The sequence below is a fragment of the Nocardioides sp. InS609-2 genome (genome assembly GCF_023208195.1).
GTDB lineage: Bacteria > Actinomycetota > Actinomycetes > Propionibacteriales > Nocardioidaceae > Nocardioides.
The window spans coordinates 2,000,244-2,023,459 of sequence record NZ_CP060034.1 but is presented as its reverse complement, the minus strand read 5'-3'; the positions used below and the strand labels follow the sequence as shown (position 1 = coordinate 2,023,459).

Annotated in this window: 22 protein-coding genes; 9 read left to right on the top strand and 13 right to left on the bottom strand. The window is 67.4% G+C overall.

The features are described 5' to 3' along the window. Positions 1–4: 4 nt before the first annotated feature. From H4Q84_RS10575 to cysC, 6 genes are all read right to left on the bottom strand, one after another. Positions 5–673 carry a glycosyltransferase gene (locus H4Q84_RS10575; RefSeq protein WP_282580330.1) on the bottom strand — a complete coding sequence of 223 codons (669 nt, stop codon included), beginning with the start codon at positions 671–673 and terminating at the stop codon, positions 5–7. Positions 674–1,173: 500 nt separating this feature from the next. Then, positions 1,174–2,286 carry a glycoside hydrolase family 99-like domain-containing protein gene (locus H4Q84_RS10570; protein ID WP_248583347.1) on the bottom strand — a complete coding sequence of 371 codons (1,113 nt, stop codon included), beginning with the start codon at positions 2,284–2,286 and terminating at the stop codon, positions 1,174–1,176. 60 nt (positions 2,287–2,346) lie between these two features. Then, positions 2,347–3,630 (bottom strand): sulfate adenylyltransferase subunit CysN, encoded by a 1,284-nt coding sequence (gene cysN, locus H4Q84_RS10565; RefSeq protein ID WP_248583346.1) that lies wholly within the window; start codon positions 3,628–3,630, stop codon positions 2,347–2,349. Beyond that, positions 3,630–4,544 carry a sulfate adenylyltransferase subunit CysD gene (gene cysD, locus H4Q84_RS10560; protein ID WP_248583345.1) on the bottom strand — a complete coding sequence of 305 codons (915 nt, stop codon included), beginning with the start codon at positions 4,542–4,544 and terminating at the stop codon, positions 3,630–3,632. Before cysD ends, cysN begins: the two co-directional genes overlap by 1 nt. An 84-nt stretch (positions 4,545–4,628) precedes the next feature. Then, positions 4,629–5,639, bottom strand: coding sequence for a sulfite exporter TauE/SafE family protein (locus H4Q84_RS10555; RefSeq protein ID WP_248583344.1), 1,011 nt, complete (start codon positions 5,637–5,639; stop codon positions 4,629–4,631). Continuing rightward, a complete protein-coding gene (cysC, locus tag H4Q84_RS10550) occupies positions 5,639–7,417 on the bottom strand; it encodes an adenylyl-sulfate kinase (protein WP_248583343.1) in 1,779 nt (592 codons plus the stop codon). Before cysC ends, H4Q84_RS10555 begins: the two co-directional genes overlap by 1 nt. Before the next feature lie 41 nt (positions 7,418–7,458). On the opposite strand from cysC, the gene H4Q84_RS10545 reads away from it, so the two are divergent. From H4Q84_RS10545 to H4Q84_RS10530, 4 genes are all read left to right on the top strand, one after another. Further along, the gene (locus tag H4Q84_RS10545) at positions 7,459–8,433 is read left to right on the top strand and encodes an asparaginase (protein ID WP_248583342.1); all 975 of its coding nucleotides are present in this window, start codon (positions 7,459–7,461) and stop codon (positions 8,431–8,433) included. A gap of 62 nt (positions 8,434–8,495) precedes the next feature. After that, the gene (locus H4Q84_RS10540) at positions 8,496–8,894 is read left to right on the top strand and encodes a helix-turn-helix domain-containing protein (RefSeq protein WP_248583341.1); all 399 of its coding nucleotides are present in this window, start codon (positions 8,496–8,498) and stop codon (positions 8,892–8,894) included. Between the two features lie 24 nt (positions 8,895–8,918). Further along, complete coding sequence (locus tag H4Q84_RS10535; protein WP_248583340.1) at positions 8,919–9,455, top strand: hypothetical protein; 537 nt, start codon at positions 8,919–8,921, stop codon at positions 9,453–9,455. A 171-nt stretch (positions 9,456–9,626) separates the two neighbouring features. Further along, a complete protein-coding gene (locus tag H4Q84_RS10530) occupies positions 9,627–9,917 on the top strand; it encodes a DUF2516 family protein (protein ID WP_248583339.1) in 291 nt (96 codons plus the stop codon). A gap of 19 nt (positions 9,918–9,936) precedes the next feature. On the opposite strand, the gene H4Q84_RS10525 is transcribed toward H4Q84_RS10530, so the two are convergent. Then, a complete protein-coding gene (locus H4Q84_RS10525) occupies positions 9,937–11,406 on the bottom strand; it encodes a polysaccharide biosynthesis tyrosine autokinase (protein WP_248583338.1) in 1,470 nt (489 codons plus the stop codon). Positions 11,407–11,549: 143 nt separating this feature from the next. On the opposite strand from H4Q84_RS10525, the gene H4Q84_RS10520 reads away from it, so the two are divergent. Both H4Q84_RS10520 and H4Q84_RS10515 read left to right on the top strand, forming a co-directional pair. Continuing rightward, complete coding sequence (locus H4Q84_RS10520; protein WP_248583337.1) at positions 11,550–13,370, top strand: nucleoside-diphosphate sugar epimerase/dehydratase; 1,821 nt, start codon at positions 11,550–11,552, stop codon at positions 13,368–13,370. A gap of 21 nt (positions 13,371–13,391) precedes the next feature. After that, positions 13,392–13,754: a phosphomannose isomerase type II C-terminal cupin domain gene (locus tag H4Q84_RS10515; protein WP_248583336.1), complete on the top strand. Its 363-nt coding sequence runs from the start codon at positions 13,392–13,394 to the stop codon at positions 13,752–13,754. Here the strand turns inward: H4Q84_RS10515 and H4Q84_RS10510 are convergent. Genes H4Q84_RS10510 through H4Q84_RS10500 form a run of 3 tightly spaced genes read right to left on the bottom strand, consistent with a single transcriptional unit; the run spans position 13,718 to position 18,031 of the window. Continuing rightward, entirely contained in the window at positions 13,718–15,127 is a 1,410-nt protein-coding gene (locus H4Q84_RS10510) for a sugar nucleotide-binding protein (RefSeq protein WP_248583335.1), read from the bottom strand. The genes H4Q84_RS10515 and H4Q84_RS10510 overlap by 37 nt on opposite strands. 2 nt (positions 15,128–15,129) lie before the next feature. Further along, positions 15,130–16,128 carry a dTDP-glucose 4,6-dehydratase gene (rfbB, locus tag H4Q84_RS10505; protein ID WP_248583334.1) on the bottom strand — a complete coding sequence of 333 codons (999 nt, stop codon included), beginning with the start codon at positions 16,126–16,128 and terminating at the stop codon, positions 15,130–15,132. Positions 16,129–16,150: 22 nt separating this feature from the next. Continuing rightward, the gene (locus H4Q84_RS10500) at positions 16,151–18,031 is read right to left on the bottom strand and encodes a DUF4012 domain-containing protein (RefSeq protein ID WP_248583333.1); all 1,881 of its coding nucleotides are present in this window, start codon (positions 18,029–18,031) and stop codon (positions 16,151–16,153) included. A 54-nt stretch (positions 18,032–18,085) separates the two neighbouring features. On the opposite strand from H4Q84_RS10500, the gene rfbA reads away from it, so the two are divergent. Beyond that, entirely contained in the window at positions 18,086–18,952 is an 867-nt protein-coding gene (gene rfbA / locus H4Q84_RS10495; RefSeq protein WP_248583332.1) for a glucose-1-phosphate thymidylyltransferase RfbA, read from the top strand. Here rfbA and H4Q84_RS10490 read toward each other — a convergent pair. From H4Q84_RS10490 to H4Q84_RS10480, 3 genes are read right to left on the bottom strand one after another with little or no spacing between them, the layout of a single operon-like run. Beyond that, entirely contained in the window at positions 18,939–19,892 is a 954-nt protein-coding gene (locus H4Q84_RS10490) for a GDP-mannose 4,6-dehydratase (protein WP_248583331.1), read from the bottom strand. The genes rfbA and H4Q84_RS10490 overlap by 14 nt on opposite strands. Next, positions 19,889–20,881, bottom strand: a complete 993-nt coding sequence (gene gmd / locus H4Q84_RS10485; RefSeq protein ID WP_248583330.1) for a GDP-mannose 4,6-dehydratase — start codon at positions 20,879–20,881, stop codon at positions 19,889–19,891. Before gmd ends, H4Q84_RS10490 begins: the two co-directional genes overlap by 4 nt. Positions 20,882–20,894: 13 nt before the next feature. Then, positions 20,895–21,365 (bottom strand): SRPBCC family protein, encoded by a 471-nt coding sequence (locus tag H4Q84_RS10480; protein WP_248583329.1) that lies wholly within the window; start codon positions 21,363–21,365, stop codon positions 20,895–20,897. Positions 21,366–21,441: 76 nt separating this feature from the next. Between H4Q84_RS10480 and galE the strand changes: the two genes are divergently transcribed. Beyond that, positions 21,442–22,446 carry a UDP-glucose 4-epimerase GalE gene (galE, locus tag H4Q84_RS10475; protein ID WP_248583328.1) on the top strand — a complete coding sequence of 335 codons (1,005 nt, stop codon included), beginning with the start codon at positions 21,442–21,444 and terminating at the stop codon, positions 22,444–22,446. Next, entirely contained in the window at positions 22,443–23,201 is a 759-nt protein-coding gene (locus H4Q84_RS10470) for an N-acetylmuramoyl-L-alanine amidase (protein ID WP_248583327.1), read from the top strand. The genes galE and H4Q84_RS10470 overlap by 4 nt, the downstream gene beginning before the upstream one ends. Positions 23,202–23,216 lie beyond the last annotated feature (15 nt).

The window sequence follows — 23,216 nt, the reverse complement described above, 5'->3', positions numbered from 1 at the left end:
GTGGCTACCGGGCCTCCGAGTTCAATGTTGACTCGACACCAGTCGCGCGTTCAAGCAGGACCTTCCAGTGGCTCAGAACACCTGACCGCTCATAATGACTCAACGCATATTCACGACCGCGAGTACCCATGTCAACAGCCCTAATCGGATCGGCCAACAATTGTGTTAGCGCTATAGCAAGATGTTCGGCATCTGCGGGCGGAACCAAGAGCCCAGTGACCGATGAAACAACGGTGTCCCTCGCCCCCGTTACATCGGACGCGACTACCGGAAGACCTGTGGCGGCCGCCTCTAATGCGGCGAGGCCAATACCCTCGCGATAGCTGGGGAACGCGAAGATGTCAAAGCCCCTTAGCAGGGTTTCTGGGCTGTCAATCTCCCCGAGATAGACGATGTGGCGGGATCCTCGAATGCGTTCCAGTGTGATCGGCATCAAAGGATCAGTCTCGTCGGTTGGTCCGGCAATCACGAGGAGCGGTGTGACATCAGCCCGGATTAGCTCCAAGGATGCCGTGAGTTCTTCAATTCCTTTATCCTTAGCTAGGCGTCCGATGAATCCAATAATCGGACGGTCGTCGTGCACCCCCAGTTCCCGCCGAACGCTGTCGCGTTCAGATGCAGTAGCAGGGCGAAATCGCTCCGTGTCGATACCTGCGAGACTTCCACTGCCCATTACGATCGATCGATCGCGTGTGGTAACTCCCTCCCGGAGGGCGGCTTGATGGAGGCTTGGGCTGACGCAGACCGTTTGAGTTGATAGTAGACTGGCGAGGTGGTCCGTTGTTCTGACTATCCAACGCATCGGGTTCTTGAGGGTTTCGTGCCGAAGTCCGTGAAGAATGAAGTATCGATTCGGTACTCGGTTCAGAAAGCCGGCGACGGAGCAAAGTAGGGCAGCCTTCGGAGTTCCGTAAACTAACGTTTGAACTTGTTGACGCCGCATCCAAACTGTCACTCGAAGAAGGGCCCTCAAATCCGCGATCGGGGACGGCTCTCGACGCATCGGGATGCAAGTAATGTTTGTGTCGGGCAAGCTTTCGAAGCGAACCTCTTGCCTGTCGCCCCTGAGAACAAGAACATCAATGCCGTCAAGGTTGCCAATGATCGGTTTCAAAAGCCTTGCCGACGCCGAGGTCGTCGTGGCGAATAAGATTCTTGGGCGAGCCTGTGATTTCACAGATTTAGTTCTTCGCCAATTGCTTCGATCCAAGCCCGGCCGTCTTTCGCATCAGGCTCGACATAGTTTCCTTCCGCCCACTCGTTCCAACTCTTAAGAAACATGATCGCCTCTGAGTTTACCGAATGAGTTCTGGCTCTAGCGTAAGATATTTCTTCGCGAAGGGCTGCGGGCGAGGTATTTTCTACGACTATTCCGCCACGCCCTCGTCTTGGAGTATTGTCCCAGTTCGGGATGACCCCTAAGTGAGTCGGGTCGCCGGAAGCACGTGCATGTGTGACGTCTCGCCGAAATGAAGTCATTAAGTCGGCGTAGTCGACTCGGACGGGCCCGCCGGCGTTAAAGAACTTCCGGGCGATCGCAGCACGAGTCGATTTGGGAGAGCTCAGGATGGCTGTTATGGAAGTCAGGCTTGGCTGCAAGTAGTTCGCGTCAAAACCCGTTTGGCTCAGCGGGACTAAGTTATTCCCGCCGACGAGATAGATCCCAGTGAGGCCAGAATCCGTTGCAAGCGAACGGAATACGTGGTTGAACATTTGAGGATCGGGAAGATCTTGTGGTCTGTAGACCACGAAGAGCGGCTTGCCGTCGACTCGGATGTAGCGTGGGTCGTGAAAAGCAACTTCGATAGCACGGAAGTGCTCCTCGAAGTCTTTCTTCCCGGGATAGAGTTGTTGCTTCAGAATGGTTTGGTCATTGGCATTCCAGCGTCGCGACCATGACTCGTTCGCCCATGCGAGGCAGAAGGGGAAATCTGGTTCGCCGGTCATCAAAATGTCTGCCATAGGTCGCTCTAAGATTCGATCGCCAGATCCAAACCAATAGTGCCAGTAGACGAAGCCTTCGATTCCTGCTTGCCTCGCCAAGGCTGTTTGGGCCTCGCGCGCCTCGGGAAGGCGAAGATCATAGAAGCCGAGATCTGCTGGCAACCGTGGCTGCCGATGCCCCTTGTACAGAGGGCGAGCCTTTGCCACAGTGGTCCATTCGGTGAACCCTTTTCCCCACCATTCGTCATTTTCCGGGATCGGATGATATTGAGGTAGGTAGTAGGCGAGAAGTCGGACTTTGGCTTTGGTCGTGAGATCGGTTGACCCAACGTGATCTTGCACTAGTCCCCTCGATTCCCGCACTGACGCCTAGCTTTGTACTTCTGGTACTAGCAAGTCGATTCAATTCCCACTGTTGATCATCCCCGCACCGACAGTGACCCCGGTGGCCTCGTCGATCAGGATGAACGAGCCGGTGGTGCGGTTCTTGGAGTAGGGGTCGCAGAGCAGCGGCACTGTGGTGCGCAGCTGGATGCGACCGATCTCGTTGAGACCGATCTCCTTGGTGTCCTGGTCGCGGTGCAGGGTGTTGATGTCGAGGCGGTACTGGACGTCCTTGACCATCGCGCGCGCCGTACGCGTGGTGTGCTTGATGGCGAGCTTCTGGCGCGGACGCAGCGGCTCGTTGGTCATCCAGCAGATCATCGCGTCGATGTCCTGGCTCGGCTTTGGGGCGTTGTTGGCCCGGGCGATCATGTCGCCGCGCGACACGTCGACGTCGTCCTCGAGACGCACGGTGACCGACATCGGCGGGAACGCCTCGTCGACCTCCTTGTCGAAGAGGTCGATGGCCTCGATCGTCGACGTCATGCCCGAGGGGAGTACGACGACCTCGTCGCCCTTCTTGAGCACGCCACCGGCCACCTGGCCGGCGTAGCCGCGGTAGTCGTGGTAGGCGTCGGACTTCGGCCGGACGACGTACTGGACCGGGAAGCGGACGTCGACCAGGTCACGGTCGGAGGCCACATGGATGTGCTCGAGGTGGTGCATGAGCGTCGGGCCGGAGTACCACGACATGTTCTCGGAGCGGTTCACCACGTTGTCACCCTGGAGCGCCGAGATCGGGATGACCTCGAGGTCGGGGATGTTGAGCTTGGTGGCGAACTGCGTGAACTCCTTGTGGATCCGCTCGTAGACCTCCTGCGAGAAGTCGACGAGGTCCATCTTGTTGACCGCGAGCACGAGGTGCGGGACCCGGAGCAGCGACAGGATCACCGCGTGCCGGCGGGACTGCTCGGTCAGGCCCTGGCGGGCGTCGACGAGCACCAGGCCGAGGTCGGCCGTGGAGGCGCCGGTGACCATGTTGCGGGTGTACTGCACGTGGCCCGGGGTGTCGGCGATGATGAACTTGCGGCGGGGCGTCGCGAAGTAGCGGTAGGCCACGTCGATGGTGATGCCCTGCTCGCGCTCGGAGCGCAGACCGTCGGTGAGCAGCGCGAGGTCGGTGTAGTCGTAGCCCTTGTCGCGGCTGGTCGACTCGACCGACTCGAGCTGGTCCTCGAAGATCGACTTGGAGTCGAGCAGCAGCCGCCCGATGAGGGTGGACTTGCCGTCGTCGACCGAGCCGGCGGTGGCGAAGCGGAGCAGGTCCATCTGCTCCATCTGCTGGAGGGTGTCGTCAGCCATCAGAAGTAGCCTTCCTTCTTGCGGTCTTCCATGGCCGCCTCGGAGAAACGGTCGTCGCCGCGGGTCGCGCCGCGCTCGGTGACCCGGGCGATGGCGACCTCGTCGATGATCTCGGCGGTGGTCGAGGCCTCGCTCTCGACGCAACCGGTGAGGGTCATGTCGCCGACGGTGCGGAAGCGCACGGTCATGTTCTTGATGGTCTCGTTGCCCTTGGGCTGGACGGCGTCGGAGGCCGACAGCAGCATGCCGTCGCGGGCGATGACGTCGCGCTGGTGGGAGAAGTAGATCGTGGGGATCTCGATCTGCTCACGGTCGATGTAGTGCCAGATGTCGAGCTCGGTCCAGTTGGACAGCGGGAAGATCCGCATGTGCTCGCCCTCGTGGATGCGGCCGTTGTAGAGGCTCCACACCTCGGGGCGCTGCATCTTGGGGTCCCACTGGCCGAACTCGTCGCGGTGGGAGTAGACGCGCTCCTTGGCGCGGGCCTTCTCCTCGTCGCGGCGGCCACCACCGAAGGCGGCGGTGAAGCCCTCGACCTCGATGGCGTTGAGGAGGCTGCCGATCTGCATCCGGTTGCGGCTGGTCTTGCCGTCGTCGACGATGACGCCGCTCAAGATGTCGTCGTCGACCGAGGCGACCACGAGGCGTACGCCGAGGCGGTTGACCCACGAGTCACGACACGACAGCACCTCGGGGAAGTCGAAGCCGTTGTCGACCTGGAGCACCGGGAACGGGATCTTCGCCGGGTAGAACGCCTTCTCCGCCAGGCGGAGCATGACGATGGAGTCCTTGCCTCCGGAGAACATCAGGACGGGCTTCTCGAACTCTGCAGCGACCTCACGGAAGATGTGGATCGACTCCGCCTCGAGCTGGTCGAGCTGACTCAGCTGGTAGTCGGCATGCGTTTGTGTCATGACTGACGGGGGACCTCTCGTCGGAATGGCAACGGCCATGCTATCCGTGGGGAGGGGCGAGGCGAGAACCGGCGCTTTCGGTGGTCAGGTGTCGTCGGTCTTCCTCATGCCGATCAGTCCCGGCCGGTAGGACGGATCCTCCAGCTCGGCCACGGTCGGGGATCCGAACATCGGGAGCCCCGTCGTACGCCGGATCAGGCCCCAGACCAGCGGCACCAGCACCAGCGTGGCCAGGCCGACGCCGGCGATGAGGATGGGGTGGGTGTCGTCCTCGCCCGCGCCGAGCGGCGGCCAGCCGGCCTTGTCGAGCAGGGCTACGCCGGACATGGTGAGTACGACGACGATGCCGCGCCGGATGAACGACTGCGGCACGCGCGGCGCGATCAGGGAGCCCAGGATCGTGCCGGGCACGGAGCCGATGACCAGCGGGATCGTCACGGTCCAGTCGAGGCCGTGCAGGGCGATGTTGGAGATCGCGGCCGCCATCACCAGCGGCACGGCCTGCACCAGGTCGGTGCCGACCAGCTTCACCGCGGAGAGGCCCGGGTAGAGCATCAGCAGCGCGATCATGATGACCGAGCCCGAGCCGACGCTGGTCACGCCCACGAGCAGGCCGCCGAGCGCGCCGACGAGCAGGGTCGGGATCGGCCGCACCTTCGGGTGCTCGTCGCCCCCGCCCCCGCCGCCGCGCACGCGGAGCAGGTTGACGTAGAGGCGCAGGGCGTAGGTGAGCGCCGCCATCAGCAGCGCGAAGCCGATGCAGAGCTTGAGCACCTTGTCGAGGTCGCCGGGGTCGGCCAGCCAGGAGATGAGGTGCGGACCCAGCAGGGCCATCGGCACCGAGCCGAGGATCAGCCACTTGGCCAGCGCCATGTTGGGCGAACCCTCGCGCTTGTGCACGATCGCGCCACCGGTCTTGTAGATCGCCGCCGCGGTGAGGTCGGCCGTGACCACCGTCGCCGCGTCGCCCACGCCGAGGAAGATCAGCGCCGGCGTCATCAGCGCGCCGCCGCCCATGCCGGTGAGCCCGACGACTGTGCCGACGAAGAAGCCCGCGGCCAGGATCGACAGGAAGGTCGTGGTCAGCCAGTCCATCAGGCCTCCTCGGTCAGGGCGGGGATCACGGCATCGAGCAACGACGAGATGCGCTGGCCGCAGTCTGCCGCAGCCTGTGGGCCACGCCGGTAGGGATCGCTGATGTCGTGCTCGGGCTTTGCCGCGGCCCGTTGGGTGCCGATGTCGGCGATCAGTGCCCGCCCATGCCGGTTGCTGGTGCTGGCGGCCTCGGCGAACTGGGCGAGCGTGAAGATCTTGCGGAACGCGGCCGGGTGATCCTCGATCAGGTCGGCGCGGTGGCTGGACTCGGCGGTCAGGATCACATCGGCCTCGTCGACCAGCTGGCGGGTGACCGGGCGGCTCGTGAAGCCGGCGTGGTCCGCGCCGGTCGTCAGGGCGCCGGCCATGTCGGCATCGAGGGGCTTGTCGGTGAATCCGCGGGTCCCGGCGCTGGAGAACTCGATGTCGTCGCGGTCGCCGACCAGATGGCGGGCGGTCACCTCCATGAACGCCGAGCGGCAGATGTTGGCGGTGCAGACGAAGAGGACCTTGAGTGGTCTCGACACGCCGGCCCGGCCCTCGCCGGCTACTCGACCAGCGACGCTGGCCAGTGAGAGGTGCCCGCTCTCCCGCAACTCCGCGAGTACGTCGCCCAGGGCAGCCTCGATGGTGCGGCCGGTGGTGTCGACCCGAACCGCCGCGTTGTCGGGCTCCTCGTAGGGCGAGGAGATGCCGGTGAACTCGGGGATCTCGCCGGCACGTGCCTTGGCGTAGAGGCCCTTGCGGTCTCGGCGTTCGCACTCCTCGAGCGGCGTGGCCACGTGCACGAGGAAGAACGCGCCGCCGGCCTCCCCGACCATCTCCTCGACCTGGCGTCGCGTCTCGTCGTACGGCGCGATCGGGCTGCACACGGCGACCCCACCGTGCCGGGAGATCTCGGCCGCCACCCAGCCGATGCGGCGGATGTTGGTTTCGCGGTCGGCCTTCGAGAACGTCAGCCCGGCCGAGAGGTTGCGGCGTACGACGTCGCCGTCGAGGCTCGTCACAGTGCGCTCGCCCTGCTCGAGGATGCGATCCATCAGGGCCTGCGCGAGGGTCGACTTGCCGCTGCCGGAGAGGCCGGTGAAGAAGACGACAAGCCCCTGCTCGCCGGGCTCGGGCTGGTCGTGGGCCACGACCTCGGCGATGTCGCCGGGCCAGCTGTCGGCTTCGTGCGGCTCGTGCAGCGCGTGCACCGGGTCGCCCGAGGCGTAGTTGTCAGCCACGCGCACTCCCAGCGCGTGGTCGGCAGAGGCCTCCCCGTGCGAAGCCAGGGGTACGACGACCACGTGGGCGTCGCGCAGGCGGCTGGCGGCGGCCAGGGTGGCTCGGACGAGACCCACCGGCGAGAGCGCGGACGTGCCGTGGCCGGCGTACGTGAGGAGTACGACGCGGTCGAGCTCCGCGAGGTCGTCGAGCTGGCCGGTGGTGAGCGCGTCGTCGACCGGCACGAAGGTGGCGCCGGTGTGGAGCTCGCGCACCTGGTCGGGGGAGAGGTGGAGGCGGCGGAAGGGGCCGTGCTGGGCGGGCGTGAGCGGCTCGACCGCGCCGGTGGCCGGGTTCACCCGGGCCAGCGGCAGGCCTTCGGGGTCGATCAGCTCGACGATGTCTGCGCCGGCCAGCTCGTCGGGCAGGGTCAGAGTGACCGGGCTGCCCCATTCGTTGAAGGCGTTGGTCGGCGCCAGCGCACCCGACGTCAGCAGCTCGAGGTCGTCGAGCTCCGTCTGGGTGGGGCAGTGCTGGGGAACCGACTGGGTCGGCGCGGGGGAGGATGACACGGGCGTCATCCTGCCACTCGGCGGTCGATAGCCTGCCCTCCATGTCTGCTGTCGCTTCTGCCTCGGCGCCCGTCGTCGCCGAGATCGTCCGCTCCGGGTTCGTCGAGGGCCACCACTACGGGTCGCTGGTCGCGCTCGACGCGGCCGGCGAGGTCGCCTGGTCGGTGGGTGAGGTCGCGACCCCGATCCTCCCGCGCTCGTGCAACAAGCCGCTGCAGGCGCTGGCGATGGTCCGGCTCGGCCTCGACCTGCCGCCCGACCTGCTCGCGCTGACCTGCGCGTCCCACTCAGGGGAGCCGTTCCACATCGAGGGCGTACGCCGCATCCTTGCCTGCGCCGGCCTCGACGAGTCGGCGCTGCAGACGCCGCCCGACTTCCCGCTCGACGACGACGCCCGTGAGGCCGTGATCCGGGCCGGTGGGTCGAAATCGCCGATCCTGATGAACTGCTCCGGCAAGCACGCCTCGATGCTCGCGACCTGCGCCATCAACGGCTGGGACACCAAGACGTACCGCGACCCCGGGCACCCGCTGCAGCAGGCGGCGGTGCACACGTTCGCCGAGCTCACCGGCGAGGACGTCACCACGGTGGCGGTCGACGGGTGCGGTGCGCCTTTGCTCTCGGCCTCGCTGACCGGGCTGGCGCGGGCGTTCCGGGCACTGGCCATTGCCGAGTCGGGCGACGAACGTCGGGTCGCCGACGCGATCCGCACGCACCCGGCGTACGTCTCAGGGAGCACGCGCGACGAGCTCGTCCTCCTCACCGCGATCCCGGGCGCGATCGGCAAGGCCGGCGCGGAGTCCTGCTACGCCGTGGGGCTGCCCGACGGGCGGGCGTTCGCGCTCAAGACCGACGACGGCGCCCCTCGGGTGCGGCCCGTGCTGATGGCCGAGATGCTGGCCCGCAGCGGCGTGCTCGAGGACGCGGGCGTCGACGCCGACGCCGTACGCCGGACGGGTCAGGTGACGCTGCTCGGCGGCGGGCTGCCGGTCGGCGAGATCCGCGCCAGCTTCTGATGTGACTCGCTTCACGCTTGCTCAGTTTGCATTTTGCTAGCAAGAGTTAGCACGATGGGGGCATGGCAAAGGGCAAGGTCGGCAAGTCGGTCGAGGACCTCGGCGACTACCTCAAGGAGCAGCGCGTCAAGGCGCGCCTCTCCCTGCGGCAGCTCGCCGATCTCGCCGGCGTGTCCAACCCCTACCTGAGCCAGATCGAGCGGGGCCTGCGCAGGCCCTCCGCCGAGGTGCTGCAGCAGATCGCCAAGGCACTGCGCATCTCCGCCGAACAGCTCTACGTCCGGGCCGGCATCGTCAGCCCCGAGGACAACCCCCCGCGTGAGGGAGCCGCTGCGGTGGAGCTCGCGATCCTCGGCGACGCCGGGCTCACCGAGCGCCAGAAGCAGTCCCTGCTCGACGTCCACGCGTCGTTCCTCGCTCTCAACCGGGCCGCCGGACGCACCGCCGACGACGACAGCTGATCACCCAACCCAGAGGAGAACCCCATGGCCAAGGCCACGTTCGACGTCAAGACCGAAGCGACCCGCGCGTTCTACGCCGGTGTCGGCGCCAACGACCTCGCCGTCGAGGTCGTCCGCGACTTCGTCGCGACCGCCCAGAAGTCGGTCACCCAGATCGACCTCGACCCCAAGACCCTGCGCGATCAGGCCGTCACCGTCGTGACCGCCCGTCGCAAGGCGATCGAGGCCCGCGTCGCCGAGCTGCTCAACGACAACACCGCGGCGTACGGCGACCTCGTCTCGCGTGGCCAGAGCCTCGTCGGCCGGATCCGCAAGCAGGAGTCGACCGTCGCGACCACCACGTCCGCCAAGACCACGGTGGCCAAGGCCAAGAGCACGAAGACCCAGGCCGCCAAGACCGCCGCCGCCCGCAAGGCGTCGGCCAAGAAGGTCACCCCGGCCACCAAGAAGAAGGCCACCGCGACCAAGTCGTCGGCCAAGGCCACCGCGACCGCCGCGACGAAGACCGCGACCAACGCTGTCGACGCCCTCGTGGACGCCGCCCAGAAGGTCGGCGACTGAAGAGACTCAGACGACGGGCAGCTCGCGCTGTTCTGAATCCTGCGTGAGGCGCAGACCCCGGTCGTATGTGGTCCGGGGGTCTGCGCCTTTCGCATGCGAGAGGGTCTCGATGCACCCGCTCCGTTCCTCGCGGGCACTCGACCACCGGGGCCAGCCGCGTAGGCTGTGGGCGTGACTGTGTTCGAGCTCGAGGGCTGGGTGTATCTCGTCGTACTGCTGGTGATGCTGGCGGTGAAGGGGTTTGCCCTGATCAGCGCCCTCACGTTCAGCGGCCCGGCCTATGAGGCCGCCGGCAAGCTCACGAAGCCCGGCTGGTCGATCCTGCTCGCGGTCGGCTTCGCCGCCCAGCTGATCATGCTGAGCTCGTCGCCGATCAGCCTGATCTCGCTGGCGTTCACCATCGCGGCCTTCGTCTACCTCGCTGACGTGCGGCCTGCCCTGGCCGAGGTGACGCGCCGCTGAGAACGACTACGGGAGAGGCTCAGCCGCGCTTACGACGCGAGCCCACTGACTCCTGCTTGTCGGCCTTCTTCAATGCCTTGGCCATCGCCTTGGTCTCGCGGGCGGAGCGCTTGCTCTTGCCCGCCTCCTGCTCGTAGCCATACCCGTAGCCATACCCGTAGCCATATCCGTAGCCGCTCGTGTTCTTCCTCGACGGCGACATATTGATGATCACGCCCAGGGTCTTGGCGTCGACGGCCTCGAGTCGTTCGACCGCGTGGGCCAGCTGGTCACGCGTGGTGCGCCCGTGACGAGCCACGATCACGGCGCCGTCGACCTGAGTGGAGAGCAGCGCGGCGTCGGTGACGGGAAGCAGCGGGGGAGCGTCGAGCACGACGATGTCGAAACGGTCGCGCAGCTCGCCGAGGAGCTTCTCCATGGCGGTCGACTGGAGGAGCTCCGACGGGTTGGGCGGGATCGGGCCGCAGGCCAGCACCTGGAGCCCCGTGTTCGCGTACTCCAGCAGCGCGTCGTCGAGGGAGACCTTGCCGATGAGGATGCTCGTGGTGCCCACGGCGCCGTCGAGACCGAGCCGCGGAGCGATCAGGGGGCGTCGCAGGTCACACTCCACGAGGGCGACGCGCTGCCCGGCCTGGGCCATCGTGATCGCGAGGTTGATGGCCACCGTCGATTTGCCTTCGCCGGGCAGGGAGCTCGTGACGACGACGACCTTCTGGTCGTGGTCGACCTCGACGTACTGCATGTTGGTGCGCAGCACGCGGAAGGCCTCTGCCCACGGGGTCGCCTGGCTCAGCACCTCGTGCGGCGGGAGGTGGGCGGCCTGGTCGTTGGAGATGTTGGCCAGGATCGGCGCGCTGGTGACCTCACTGACGTCGTCGCTGGACGTCACCGAGGTGTCGAGCAGCTCGCGGGCGACGGCCAGGCCGACGCCGAGCAGCAGGCCGAGCACAGCCGCCAGCCCGAGGTTGCGGAGCGGCTGCGGGGACACGGGGACGGTGTTCTCCTGGGCGTCATCCACGATCGAGGCCCGGATCAGGGCGTCACGCTTGCCGCTGGGCGTCTCGAGGTCCTCGACGAGCTCCGTGAGGCTCTGGGCATAGGCCTGGGCGATGTCGCGGGCAACGACCGGATCCGGGTCGGTGGCGGTGAGCTGGAGCAGCACGGTCTCGGGCACCACCGTGGCCGCTACCTGGGTGCGCAGCACGTCGGCGTCCGCGTCGCCGCCGAGGCTGTCGGCGACCCGCTCGGCGAGCTGGCGACTTGTCACCAGGTCGGCGTACGACGCAACTCGTTGGGTGGCGAAGAGGTTGCCGGTGTAGGCGTCGTTGGAGTCGGAAGGCGTCGTGGACACGAAGAGCTGCGCCGAGGACGAGTACTGCGGCGTCGCCTGCCAGGTGAGCAGCGCGGCGACGGCCATGGCACCGACGAAACAGAGGGCAACGACCCGCCAGCGTCGGCGAATCGTCGACCAGTAGTCCTTCAGTTCCACGTGATTCCGTTCATTGTTGAAAGTTGTGCGGCATTTCGCCGAGTCACTGTAACGGGTGGCACACTGACGCCGACAAATGCAGAAGGCTGTTCCGCTGCCTCGGCAGCGATTGCGGCAACGCGAGGAAACATGGGGGTTTCCGGATGTCCGAAATGATGAGACGCCTGCAGCGCCGCAAGACGCCGGTGGTGATGCTCTTCGATGCCGCTTGCTGGTTGACCGCATTCATTGTGTGGTCCGGGCTGCGTCTGGACTGGGATGTTGCCGACTGGAGCCCTGCGCTGATCTTCGGAGCGGTGGCCGCTGTCCTCCACGTGGTGCTGGGCTTCGCTGTGCGCCTGCACCACGGCCGCTCACGGATCGCGAGCCTAGATGAGCTGATCGTCCTCGGTTCGGTCATCTCCCTCATCGGGCTTCTCCTCTTCGTCATCAACTTCGCCGACATCCACGTGCCTCGGAGCGTGCCGCTCGGAGCAGCCCTCCTGACCCTCTTCATGACGGCTCTCGGCCGTGCTCTCTGGCGACGGCTGAAGGAGCGCGACCAGGAGCTCATGCGGGCCGAAGGGTCCACCCCGGTCCTTCTCGTCGGTGCAGGGGATGCCGCACACGACCTGATCGCTTCCATGCTCAGGGACCCCTCTCACCAGTGGCGCCCCGTCGGCATGCTCGACGACGACCCCTACAAGCGCCACCGACGGATCCGCGGGGTTCCCGTCCTGGGGCAGATACCTGCCCTCGTCGACGTCGCGGCGGAGCACGGAGTCGACACGGTGATCCTCGCCATTCCGAGCGCCTCGGCCAAGATCATCACCGACCTCAACCAGATCGCCCTTGCGGCCGGCCTGCACGTCAAGGTGCTCCCGGGCACCAACGAGCTCCTGTCGGCGCACGTCGGTATTCGCGACATCCGCGACATCAATCTCACCGACGTCCTCGGCCGGCACCAGCTCGACACCGACATCGAGTCGATCGCCGGCAACCTCGCCGGCAAGCGAGTGCTGGTCACCGGTGCTGGTGGCTCGATCGGAGCAGAGCTGTGTCGCCAGATCGACCGCTTCTCCCCGGGTGAGCTGATGATGCTCGACCGCGACGAGTCGGCGCTCCATGCTGTGCAGCTATCTCTCCGAGGCCGGGCACTGCTCGACTCCGACGACGTGATCCTGTGCGACATCAGGGACCCCGACGCCCTCCGCACCATCTTCACGGATCGCCGACCGCAGGTGGTGTTCCACGCAGCCGCGCTCAAGCACCTCCCGATGCTGGAGCAGTTCCCCGCCGAGGCGGTCAAGACCAACGTCATCGGCACCCGCAACGTCCTCGACGCCGCCCGAGAGGTTGGCGTCGAACGCTTCGTCAACATCTCGACCGACAAGGCCGCCAACCCGTCGAGCGTGCTCGGCTACTCCAAGCGGATCGCCGAGCGTATCACGGCCAGCCACGCGGCGTACGAACAGGGCACCTACCTCTCCGTCCGGTTCGGCAACGTGCTCGGCAGCCGGGGCTCGGTGCTGACCGCCTTCGCCCAGCAGATCGCTGCGGGCGGGCCAGTCACGGTGACCGACCGGGAGGTCACCCGCTACTTCATGACGATCGTGGAGGCGTGCCAGCTCGTCGTACAGGCGGCCGCGATCGGTCGCCCCGGCGAGGCGCTCGTCCTCGACATGGGCGACCCGATCAGGATCATCGACGTGGCGGACCAGCTGATCGAGCAGTCCGGCCGCCCGGTGCCGATCGAGATCACCGGCCTCCGCGCCGGTGAGAAGCTCCATGAGGAGCTCTTCGCCGACGACGAGCCCCAAGACGTCCGGCCCGAGCACTCGTTGGTGTCCCACGTGCCCGTGCCTGGCATCTCCGATGACCAGATCAACGGCTTGCCGACTTCGGGGCCACCGGTGGAGGTCGTCCGCGCTCTTGCGGCGCTGTGCCTGCTCGCGCCAGTGTCGGGCGGACGCGGTCGGCACTGAGCGACCGACTAGCCTTGGGCAATGGATTCGGAAGAGCGCCCCTGGGGCTCGTGGCACGTGATCGACGACGGCCAGGGCTACAAGGTCAAGCGCATTCACGTCAACCCCGGCGCGCGCCTGTCGTATCAGACCCACGAGCACCGATCCGAGCACTGGGTCGTCATCTTCGGTGTGGCCACCTGCGTCATCAACGGCGAGACGATCGAGGTCGGCCCGGGACGCTCGGTCGACGTCGTCCAGGGCGCCGCGCACCGCATCGCCAATCTCGGCTCCGAGGAGCTCGTGATCATCGAGGTCCAGCGCGGCGGCTACACCGGTGAGGACGACATCTGCCGCCTCGAGGACGACTACGGTCGCGAGGACGCCGAAGCCCCGGCGCAGTAACGCTCCAGCGCGACGAAGGCGTCCTCCGGCTCGAAGCCGGTGGCCCTGATCTTGGCGAGATTCATCGTGCTGTTCAGCGGTCGCGGGGCGAGCGTCTTGCCCGCGGCATACTCCTCTGAACTGATCGGCGTGACGTCGCCGGCGTCGCGCCCGGACAGCTCGAACACCCGGGTGGCGATGTCGGACCACGACGTCGCCGGACCGGTGTTGCTCACGTGGTAGGTGCCGTACGCCGCGTCGGACTCGAGCAGGTGCCGCGTAGCGCGCGCCAGCTCGGCGGCAAAGGTCAGCCGCCCGACCTGGTCGCTCACAACCGACGGTGAGACGCCGTTGCCGGCGAGGCGTTGCATGGTGCGCACGAAGTTGCCACCGTCGCCGATGACCCACGACGTGCGCACGACGTAGTGCCGCGGCGCTGCGGCGACGGCGAGCTCACCGGCCGCCTTGCTCTGGGCGTAGACGCCGAGCGGTGACAGCGGCTCGTCCTCGGTGTGCCCCGGGTCGAGGGGTGCGGTGCCGTCGAAGACGTACTCGGACGAGTAGTGAACGAGCGTGAAGCCGTGCTCCCGGGCCAGGGCCGCCAGGGTGGCCGGAGCCGTGGCATTGGCAGCCCAGGCGGCGACCCGTCCCTCGGCCGTCTCGGCGGTGTCGACAGCGGTGTAGGCCGCGGCATTGAGTACGACGTCGTAGTCGGCCCACGGCCAGGCGGCGACGGCACCGGTGTCGGTGAGGTCGAGGCGGTCACGGCCGACGCCCTCGGCGTCGGGGAACTCCTGCTGGAGCGCCTGCCCGAGCTGGCCGTTGCCGCCGACCACGAGCGTGCGCTGACGGGCGATCGCCGTACCGCGGTCGAGCTGCGGGTTCTGCCGGTCCTTCTCGGAGATGATGGCCTCGGCCAGCGGGATCGGCCAGGAGATCGACACCGTCGGGTCGTCGAGCGCCAGCGCGGGGTAGGTGATGCCCGGGCGCCAGTGCTGGTTGACGAGGTAGGTGTAGGCCGTGCCGTCCTCGAGTGTCTGGTAGGAGTTGCCGACCCCGCGGGGCACGAAGACCGCCATCGAGGTGTCCATCTCGAGGGTGAACGTGGCGCCGAACGAGTCGCCCTCGCGCATGTCGACCCAGGCACCGAAGATGCGGCCGGTCGCCAGCGAGATGAACTTGTCCCAGGGCTCGGTGTGGATGCCGCGCGTCACGCCGCGGTCGGCGTTGAACGACACGTTGTTCTGCACGGGACCGAAGTCGGGCAGCCCGATGTCGAGCATCTTCTGGTGCTGCCAGTTCTCCTTGAAGAAGCCGCGCGGGTCCTCGCGCACGTCGAGGCGGACGACGAACAGCCCGGGGATGGGCGTGGTCTCCAGCGACGGGAGGGCCACGGTCACATCCCCTTTGCGGCGTACGACGCCTCGGTGGCTTCCTTGGCCGGGCGCCACCAGTCCTGGTGGTCGGTGTACCAGGCGATGGTGTCGGCGAGGCCGGACTCGAAGTCCTCGAAGCGCGGCCGCCAGCCCAGCTCGCTGCGCAGCTTGCCCGACTCGATGGCGTAGCGCATGTCGTGGCCGGCCCGGTCGTTCACGTGCTCGAACTCGTCGGCCGGGCGGCCCATCAGGGTCAGGATCAGGCGGACGACCTCGAGGTTGTTCTTCTCGCCGTCGGCGCCGATCAGGTAGGTCTCACCGACCTTGCCGTCGTTGAGGATCGTCCACACGGCACTCGAGTGGTCCTCGGCGTGGATCCAGTCCCGGACGTTCTCGCCGCTGCCGTACAGCTTGGGGCGGCGGCCGTCGAGCACCTCGGTGATCTGGCGCGGGATGAACTTCTCGATGTGCTGCCAGGGCCCGTAGTTGTTGGAGCAGTTGGAGATCGTCGCGCGCACGCCGAACGACCGCACCCACGCGCGCACCAGGTGGTCGGACCCGGCCTTCGACGCGGAGTAGGGGCTGCTCGGGTTGTACGGCGTGTCCTCGGTGAACCGCTTGGGGTCGTCGAGCTCGAGGTCGCCGTAGACCTCGTCGGTGGAGATGTGGTGGAGGCGTACGTCGTGCTTGCGCACGGCCTCGAGGATCGTGAACGTGCCGATCAGGTTGGTGCGGATGAACGGGCTCGGATCGTCGAGCGAGTTGTCGTTGTGGGACTCGGCGGCATAGTGCACGACCGCGTCGTGCTGCGCGACCAGCGGCTCGACGACGGATTCGTCGGCGACGTCGCCCTCGATGAGCTCGACCCGGCCGGCGGGGAGGCCGTCGAGGGCCTCGCGGTTGGCGGCGTACGTCATCTTGTCGAGCACCGTGATGGTCGCGTCCGTCTCGCGCACCAGGTAGTGGACGAAGTTGGATCCGATGAACCCGGCGCCGCCGGTCACGAGAATTCGCTTCATGCGGCGGAGTCTAGGGGGTGCGTCAGGACGACCGGGCGGTCAGGCTCCACTGCTCGCTGCCCGCGACCTGAGCCGCGTCGAAGCGCGCGGAGCGCCCCTTGCCGGGGACCCAGCCCTCGGGGAGATCGGCGTTCCGGAAGCCCTTGGGCCAGTGAACGGTCACCGAGAGCTCCTCGGGGCGGACCGTCGGGTGGTTGTCGAAGTCGAGGCCGTAGACGAGCTCGCCGTCCTTGACGGTGGCGGCGTTAGGGACGTCGTACTCCAAGGTGAGCGTCTTGGACTCGCCCTGGAGCAATATCACTCCCTTGGTGAAGTACGGGCGGCCGAAGTAGTCGCGCAGCTCCGGCTCGAAGGGCTCGTCGTCGAAGGTGGCTCGGCGCACCTTCACGCCCTCGGGCAGGAAGGTGCCGACGTTGGAGTAGATGTCTCGCGAGGTGTAGCCGGTCTCGGGCACACCTGGCGGCAGGGGCTCTGCCTCGTTGCGCAGGTCGACGCGCAGCCGGACCTGGGCGCTTCCGTTGGCCCGCAGTTGTACGTCGGAGCTGATCACCTTGCGCTGCCAGTAGTCGGCCTTGGTGCCGACCGTGCTCTGGGTGAAGATGCCCACGTAATCCTGGTCCGTGGCCGACAGATCGCCGTCGAAGCCGATCTTCGTGACGGCTTCCTGTGCGGCCCGGTCACGAAGGTAGAGAACGAGGTGTCGGGCTTTGGCTGCCTCCGCGAGGGCGGTGGCAGTCCCGATGAAGTCGTCGCTTGCGAAGAGCTGGTCCAGGAAGGCGGGGATCAGCGCCCGGTTGATCTTGCGTCGCTGCTCGGTCGCCTCGAGGTCGTATCGGTCATAGCTGTTGAGAGTGAGGGGGACCAGGGTGTCAGCTGTGACCGCGCCGACTCCGGGCACGTCCAGTGGGCCGGTCACCTCGAGTAGGCGCGCCAGGGCTACCACGTCGACAGCGACGAGTCCATCAGCCTCATTCTTCTTCAGACGTGCCCAGGCTCTGAGCACCTCCTCGCCGGCAACCGGCCAGGAGGGAGCCAGGGTGGTCTTGGTGATCTGCGCCTTGTAGGGACCGTGGAAGGGGTTGCCCTTCACTCCTTGCCACACCGTCGACCGAAAGAAGCGCGCATTGCTGCCGACGTCATTGACGCGGCTCCGGGTCAACCGCCCCATATCAAGCGTCATGCCCGAGAAACTGAGGGCTGCGCCGCCCGAGAAGCGCTGTTCCGCGGGGTTGAGCAGAGCGAGAACATACGACTCCTTCTTCTCTGCGCCTAGCATCCCCGGCAGGGTGGAGAGCAACGGGCGGAGATCGGTGAGTGTCTCCTGGGCGGGGATGACCTCGGCCAACGCCTTATCCCGAGCCGCTGCGGTGGCATCTCCGACAATCGGGCTGGTGCCAGCCACGTCGTCGAGCGAACTGCGCGCCCCGTCGATCTTGTCCTCGATGGTGTTTACGCCGGCCAGCACCTTCTGGAGGGTCGAGATGTCCACACCACCCTCGGACAGGAAGAGTGACGCCTTCTCACCCGAGACCGCGGGCTCCAGATCCATCACGACTTCCAGCGCACCGGTGACGTCGTCGAGCGCATCTCCCAGGTGGCGTACGTCGCGCACTCCCGACCCCGCGACCGGCACCAGGCTCCACACTCGCCCACTCACCCCGTTGGTGACATCGCGGACGTCGTCGACCTCGCTGCGGGCCGCGCGTACGTGCTCTCCCGCCAGCTCGATGTCGCCGGCCTTGATGGCCGCCACGGCCTGCGTCAGGTCGGACTGGGCGGCGTCGGCATTGCCGGGCACGCTGCGAAAGGGCAGCGCGAGCAGCACAAGAGCGATGAAGAGGAACAGGAGGATCACAGAGCCGATGAGGATGCGGCGCCGCAGGCCATGAGACGTCGCAGGCATGGCGTCATGGTGCCAGAGAAGGCCTGAGGGCAACGAACCCATAGGCTTGCGCTCATGCGCGGAATCATCCTTGCCGGTGGCACCGGTTCACGTCTGCACCCGATCACCCAGGGCATCAGCAAGCAGCTGGTCCCCGTCTACGACAAGCCGATGATCTACTACCCGCTCACGACGCTGATGCTGGCCGGCATCAGGGACGTGCTGGTCATCACCACGCCGCACGAGGCCGAGGCCTTCCGGCGTCTGCTCGGCGACGGGTCGCAGTTCGGCATCAACCTCACGTTCGCCGTACAGGCCAGCCCCGACGGGCTCGCGCAGGCCTTCCTCATCGGCGCCGACCACATCGGTGGCGAGAAGGCCGGACTCGTGCTGGGCGACAACATCTTCTACGGCACGGGCCTGGGCAGTCAGCTGCGCAGCTTCGCCGACATCGACGGGGCGGCTGTGTTCGGCTACCACGTGTCCGACCCGACGGCGTACGGCGTCGTGGAGTTCGACGCCGAGGGCCGTGCGATCTCGCTGGAGGAGAAGCCGGAGCAGCCGAAGAGCCACTACGCCGTGCCCGGCCTCTACTTCTACGACAACGACGTTGTGGGCTTCGCCAAGGAGCTCGCGCCGTCGCCGCGTGGTGAGCTCGAGATCACCGACCTCAACCGCCGCTACCTCGAGGCCGGCCGGCTGCAGGTCGAGGTGCTGCCGCGCGGCACGGCCTGGCTCGACACCGGCACGTTCGACTCGCTCAACGACGCCTCCAACTTCGTGCGCACCATCGAGGGCAGGCAGGGCACCAAGATCGGTGCGCCCGAGGAGGTCGCCTGGCGGATGGGCTTCCTGTCCGACGCCGAGCTGGTCGAACGAGCAGAGCCGCTGCGCAAGAGCGGGTACGGCGAGTACCTGCTCGGGCTGCTCAACGACCGTTGAGGTCGGCCTCGACCATCGCGGCGACCACTTCGGTGAACGACCTGGTGGGCTGCCAGCCCAGGTCGCGACGGGCGCGCGTGCTGTCGCCACGCAGATCAGCGGCATCGGTGGGCCGCATGAGTGACGGGTCGACGCGCACGTGGCGCTCCCAGTCGACGATGCCCGCGTGCGCGAACGCGGCGGCGGCGAACTCCCTGACTGAGCGGCTCTCGCCGGTCGACACGACGTAGTCCTGCGCGACCGGATGTCGCGCGGCGCGCACCATCGCGTCGACGTGGTCGGGCGCCCAGCCCCAGTCTCGGGACGCGTCGAGGTTGCCGAGCACCAGCGTCTCGGCTCGGCCGCGAACGATGTCGGCCACACCGCGGGTGATCTTGCGGGTCACGAACCGCTCGGGCCGCCGTGGCGACTCGTGGTTGTAGAGGATCACGGCGATCGCGGCCAGCCCGCGTTCACGCCACGTGCCCACGGCCCGGTGTGCAAGCGCCTTCGCCTCGCCGTAGGGGTTGGTAGGCGCGAGCGGGCTGCCCTCGTCCTGCGGGCTGGTGGTCGGCGCACCGAAGATCTCGGCCGACGACGCCTGCACGAACCGCACCGGGCGAGCGACTGCCTGCATGACGGCGTACGACGACGCCATCAGCTCGATGGCCGCGTCGCCGTTGACGCGGCGTACTGCCTCGGGCTCCTGCCAGCTCTGCGCGACGGAGCTGATCGCGGCCAGGTTGTAGACCTCGTCGGGCGCGAGCTCCAGCAGCAGCCCGCGCACCGCGTGGGTGTCGTTGAGGTCGCCGGCGTGCAGGGTGACGGCGGCGGGGCAGTGCGGGAGAGGCCCGGCAGACGCCCGGGCGAGTGCGTGCACCTCGACGCCGTCGGCGAGCAGCCTCTCGGCGAGATAGCTGCCGTCCTGGCCGCCGATGCCGGTGACGAAGGCGAGCGTCACCAGCCGGCTCTCAGCGCCGCGATGTCGGCGTCGACCATCATCGCGACGAGCTCGTCGAAGCCGACCCGCGGCTTCCAGCCGAGCACCTCGCGCGCCTTGCTCGCATCACCGACGAGGCGGTCGACCTCTGCCGGCCTTCTGAAGCGGTCGTCCTGGCGCACGTGACCGCTCCAGTCGTCGACGCCGATGTGCCTGAACGCGACGTCGACCAGGTCGCGGATCGAGTGGGTGACGCCGGTGGCGATGACGTAGTCGTCGGGCTGGTCCTGCTGGAGCATCAGCCACATGGCCTCGACGTAGTCGCCGGCGAAACCCCAGTCGCGCTGGGCGTCGAGGGTGCCGAGCACGAGCTCGTCGGCCAGGCCGAGGCTGATCGCCGCCACCGCCCTGCTGACCTTGCGGGTCACGAACTCCTCGCCACGTCGCGGCGACTCGTGGTTGAAGAGGATGCCCGATGAGGCGTGCATGCCGTAGGACTCGCGGTAGTTGATGGTCATGTAGTGGCCGAAAACCTTGCTGACGCCGTACGGCGATCGTGGCCACAGGAGCGTGCGTTCGTGCTGCGGCCACTCGGGCACCGAGCCGAACATCTCCGAGCTCGATGCCTGGTAGAACCGCACGGCGCCCGGGTCGTCACCGGCATGCAGCCGCACCGCCTCGAGCATCGTGAGCACACCCTTGGCGGTGACGTCGGCGGTGAGCGCGGCGTTCTCCCACGAGTAGGCCACGAACGAGATCGCACCCAGGTTGTAGACCTCGTCCGGCCTGGCGCTGCCCAGCGCGCGCAGCAGGCTGGACATGTCGGTGAGGTCGCCGTTGTGGAGGTGTACGTCGGGCACCAGCCGCTCGACCAGCTCGCGGCGCGGGTTGTTCTGGCCGCGGATCACGCCGTGCACCTCGTAGCCCTTCGCGAGCAGCAGCTCGGCGAGGTAGAGCCCGTCCTGTCCGGTGATCCCGGTGATGAGCGCGCTGGGCCGATGACTGGGCATGGGCGCGATTGTGTCAGGCGGTGACGATCGCCTCGAAGCTCTTCAGTGCCCGGTCGGCATAGCCCTGCCACATCTTGGCGATCACGCTCGTCGTGAGCCGGGCAGGCGGGGCAGCGGGGTGCAGGGTCCAGGCCCAGCTGATGCGGCAGCCGTCGCCCTCCGGGGTGACTGTCCAGACCCCGTCGATCTTCGACATGAACGGGCGCAGCTTGCCGTGGATGTCGTCGAGGACGTAGCTGAAGCTGTGCGGCCGGTCGATCGTGATCAGCGTCTCGTGCAGGGTGCCGCCGTCACCGAGGACCAGCGTGCGCGACTGGCCGACCGCGTCCCAGGCGCCGTCCTGGTCGCGCACGTCGGTGATGGGAGGGAACGCGGCGAACCTGCGAGCGAAGATCGCCTGCCGCGGCGCCGCGAAGAGCGCGTCGAAGGCCCGGACGGGGTCGACGGCCATGACCCGTGATGCCTCCACACGATGGCTGCTCACCCGGGCAGGCTAGCGGACAAGCAGGGAGGTCGTGCCGTACGACGACCCGTTCGACGCCTTCGTTAGGCTGCCTCGCATGAAGGTTCTGGTCACCGGCGGCGCCGGCTACATCGGCTCGATCACTGCGAAGGCGCTCGACGAGGCAGGTCACACCCCCGTCATCCTCGACTCCTTGCTCGTCGGCCCGCTGGCGTTCGTGCAGGACCGGATCTTCTACGAGGGCGACATCGCCGACCGTGAGCTGCTGAGGCGCATCATGGCCGAGCACCCCGACATCGAGGCCACGATCCACATGGCGGCGCGGATCGTCGTACCCGAGTCCGTGGAGAAGCCGTACGAGTACTACCGCGACAACGTGTCCAAGTCGCTCGAGCTCTTCGACGAGCTGCTCGCGCTCGGCAAGCCGCGAGTGGTCTTCTCGAGCTCCGGCTCGCTCTACGACATCAAGGACGACTTCGAGGTGCGGGAGACCGACCCATTGGCGCCCACGTCGCCGTATGCCCGCACCAAGCTGATGATGGAGATGGTCCTCCAGGACATCGCCGCCGCGACCGACCTGCGCGCGATCATCCTGCGCTACTTCAATCCGATGGGCTCCGACCCGGACCTCGAGACCGGCATCTACGCCAAGGAGCCGTCGCACGTCATCGGTCAGCTCGTGATGGCCGCGCGCGGCATCAAGGACGAGTTCACGATCACCGGCACCGATCTGCCCACCCGTGACGGCACGGGGCTGCGCGACTACATCCACGTGTGGGACCTCGCGCGGGCCCACGTGCGGGCCGTGGAGAAGTTCGACGAGGTGCTCGCGGCCGTGGACGCGCCCTCGACGATCATCAACCTCGGCCGCGGCGACGGGGTCACCGTGCGCGAGCTGATCGCGTCGTTCGAACGGGTCTCCGGCCAGACCGTGCCGCTGCGTGAGGCACCGCCGCGTCCGGGTGACGCCGTGGGTGCGTTCGCCAACGTCGACCGGTCGGCCGAGCTGCTGGGCTGGCAGACCGAGCTGGACCTCGACGACGCCATCGCCTCGGCGCTCGCCTGGGGGGAGAAGCGCCAGGAGATCCTGGGCTACGAATGATCGCGGCCCTGGCTCTCGCGCTGTCCCTGATCGGGGGCGCCGCGGGTTTCGAGACGGTTGCTCGGCAACCTCCTCAACCAGCGGACCGACCGCTCGCCGGGCGGGTCGTCGTCCTCGATGCCGGGCACCAGCTCGGCAACCACAACTACCCACAGCAGATCAACCGGCCGGTGCCGGCGGGGGGGTTTTCCAAGCCGTGCAACACGACCGGTACGTCGACCAACGGTGGCTACCCGGAGGCGACGTTCACCTGGCAGGTCACCCGGCTGGTGCGCGCGCGGCTGCTTCACCTCGGTGCCCGGGTCGTGATGGTGCGCACCACCAACCGGCAGGACCGCTGGGGCCCGTGCGTGGACGTGCGCGGCCGCGCCGGCAACGACATCGACGCCGACCTGAAGATCAGCATCCACGCTGACGGGTCGTACGCCGCGGGGGCTCGCGGCTTCCACGTCATCACGCCGGCCTCGCGGCCAGGTTGGACCGCCGACATCGCGCCCCCGTCCGCCTCTCTGGCCCGCGACATGAAGCGCGGACTGAAGCGGGCCGGTCTGCCAGTGGCCAACTACATCGCCGGCGGCGACGGCATCGACGTGCGCGGTGACCTCGGCACCCTCAATCTCTCCGAGATGCCGGTCGTGATGGTCGAGCTGGGCAACATGCGCAGCGCCGCCGAGGCCCGGCGGATGACCAGCAAGCGCGGCCGGGCGACGTACGCGAAGGGGCTCGTGCGGGGCGTGCGCTCCTACCTGTCGTGACTCCACGGCTATCGT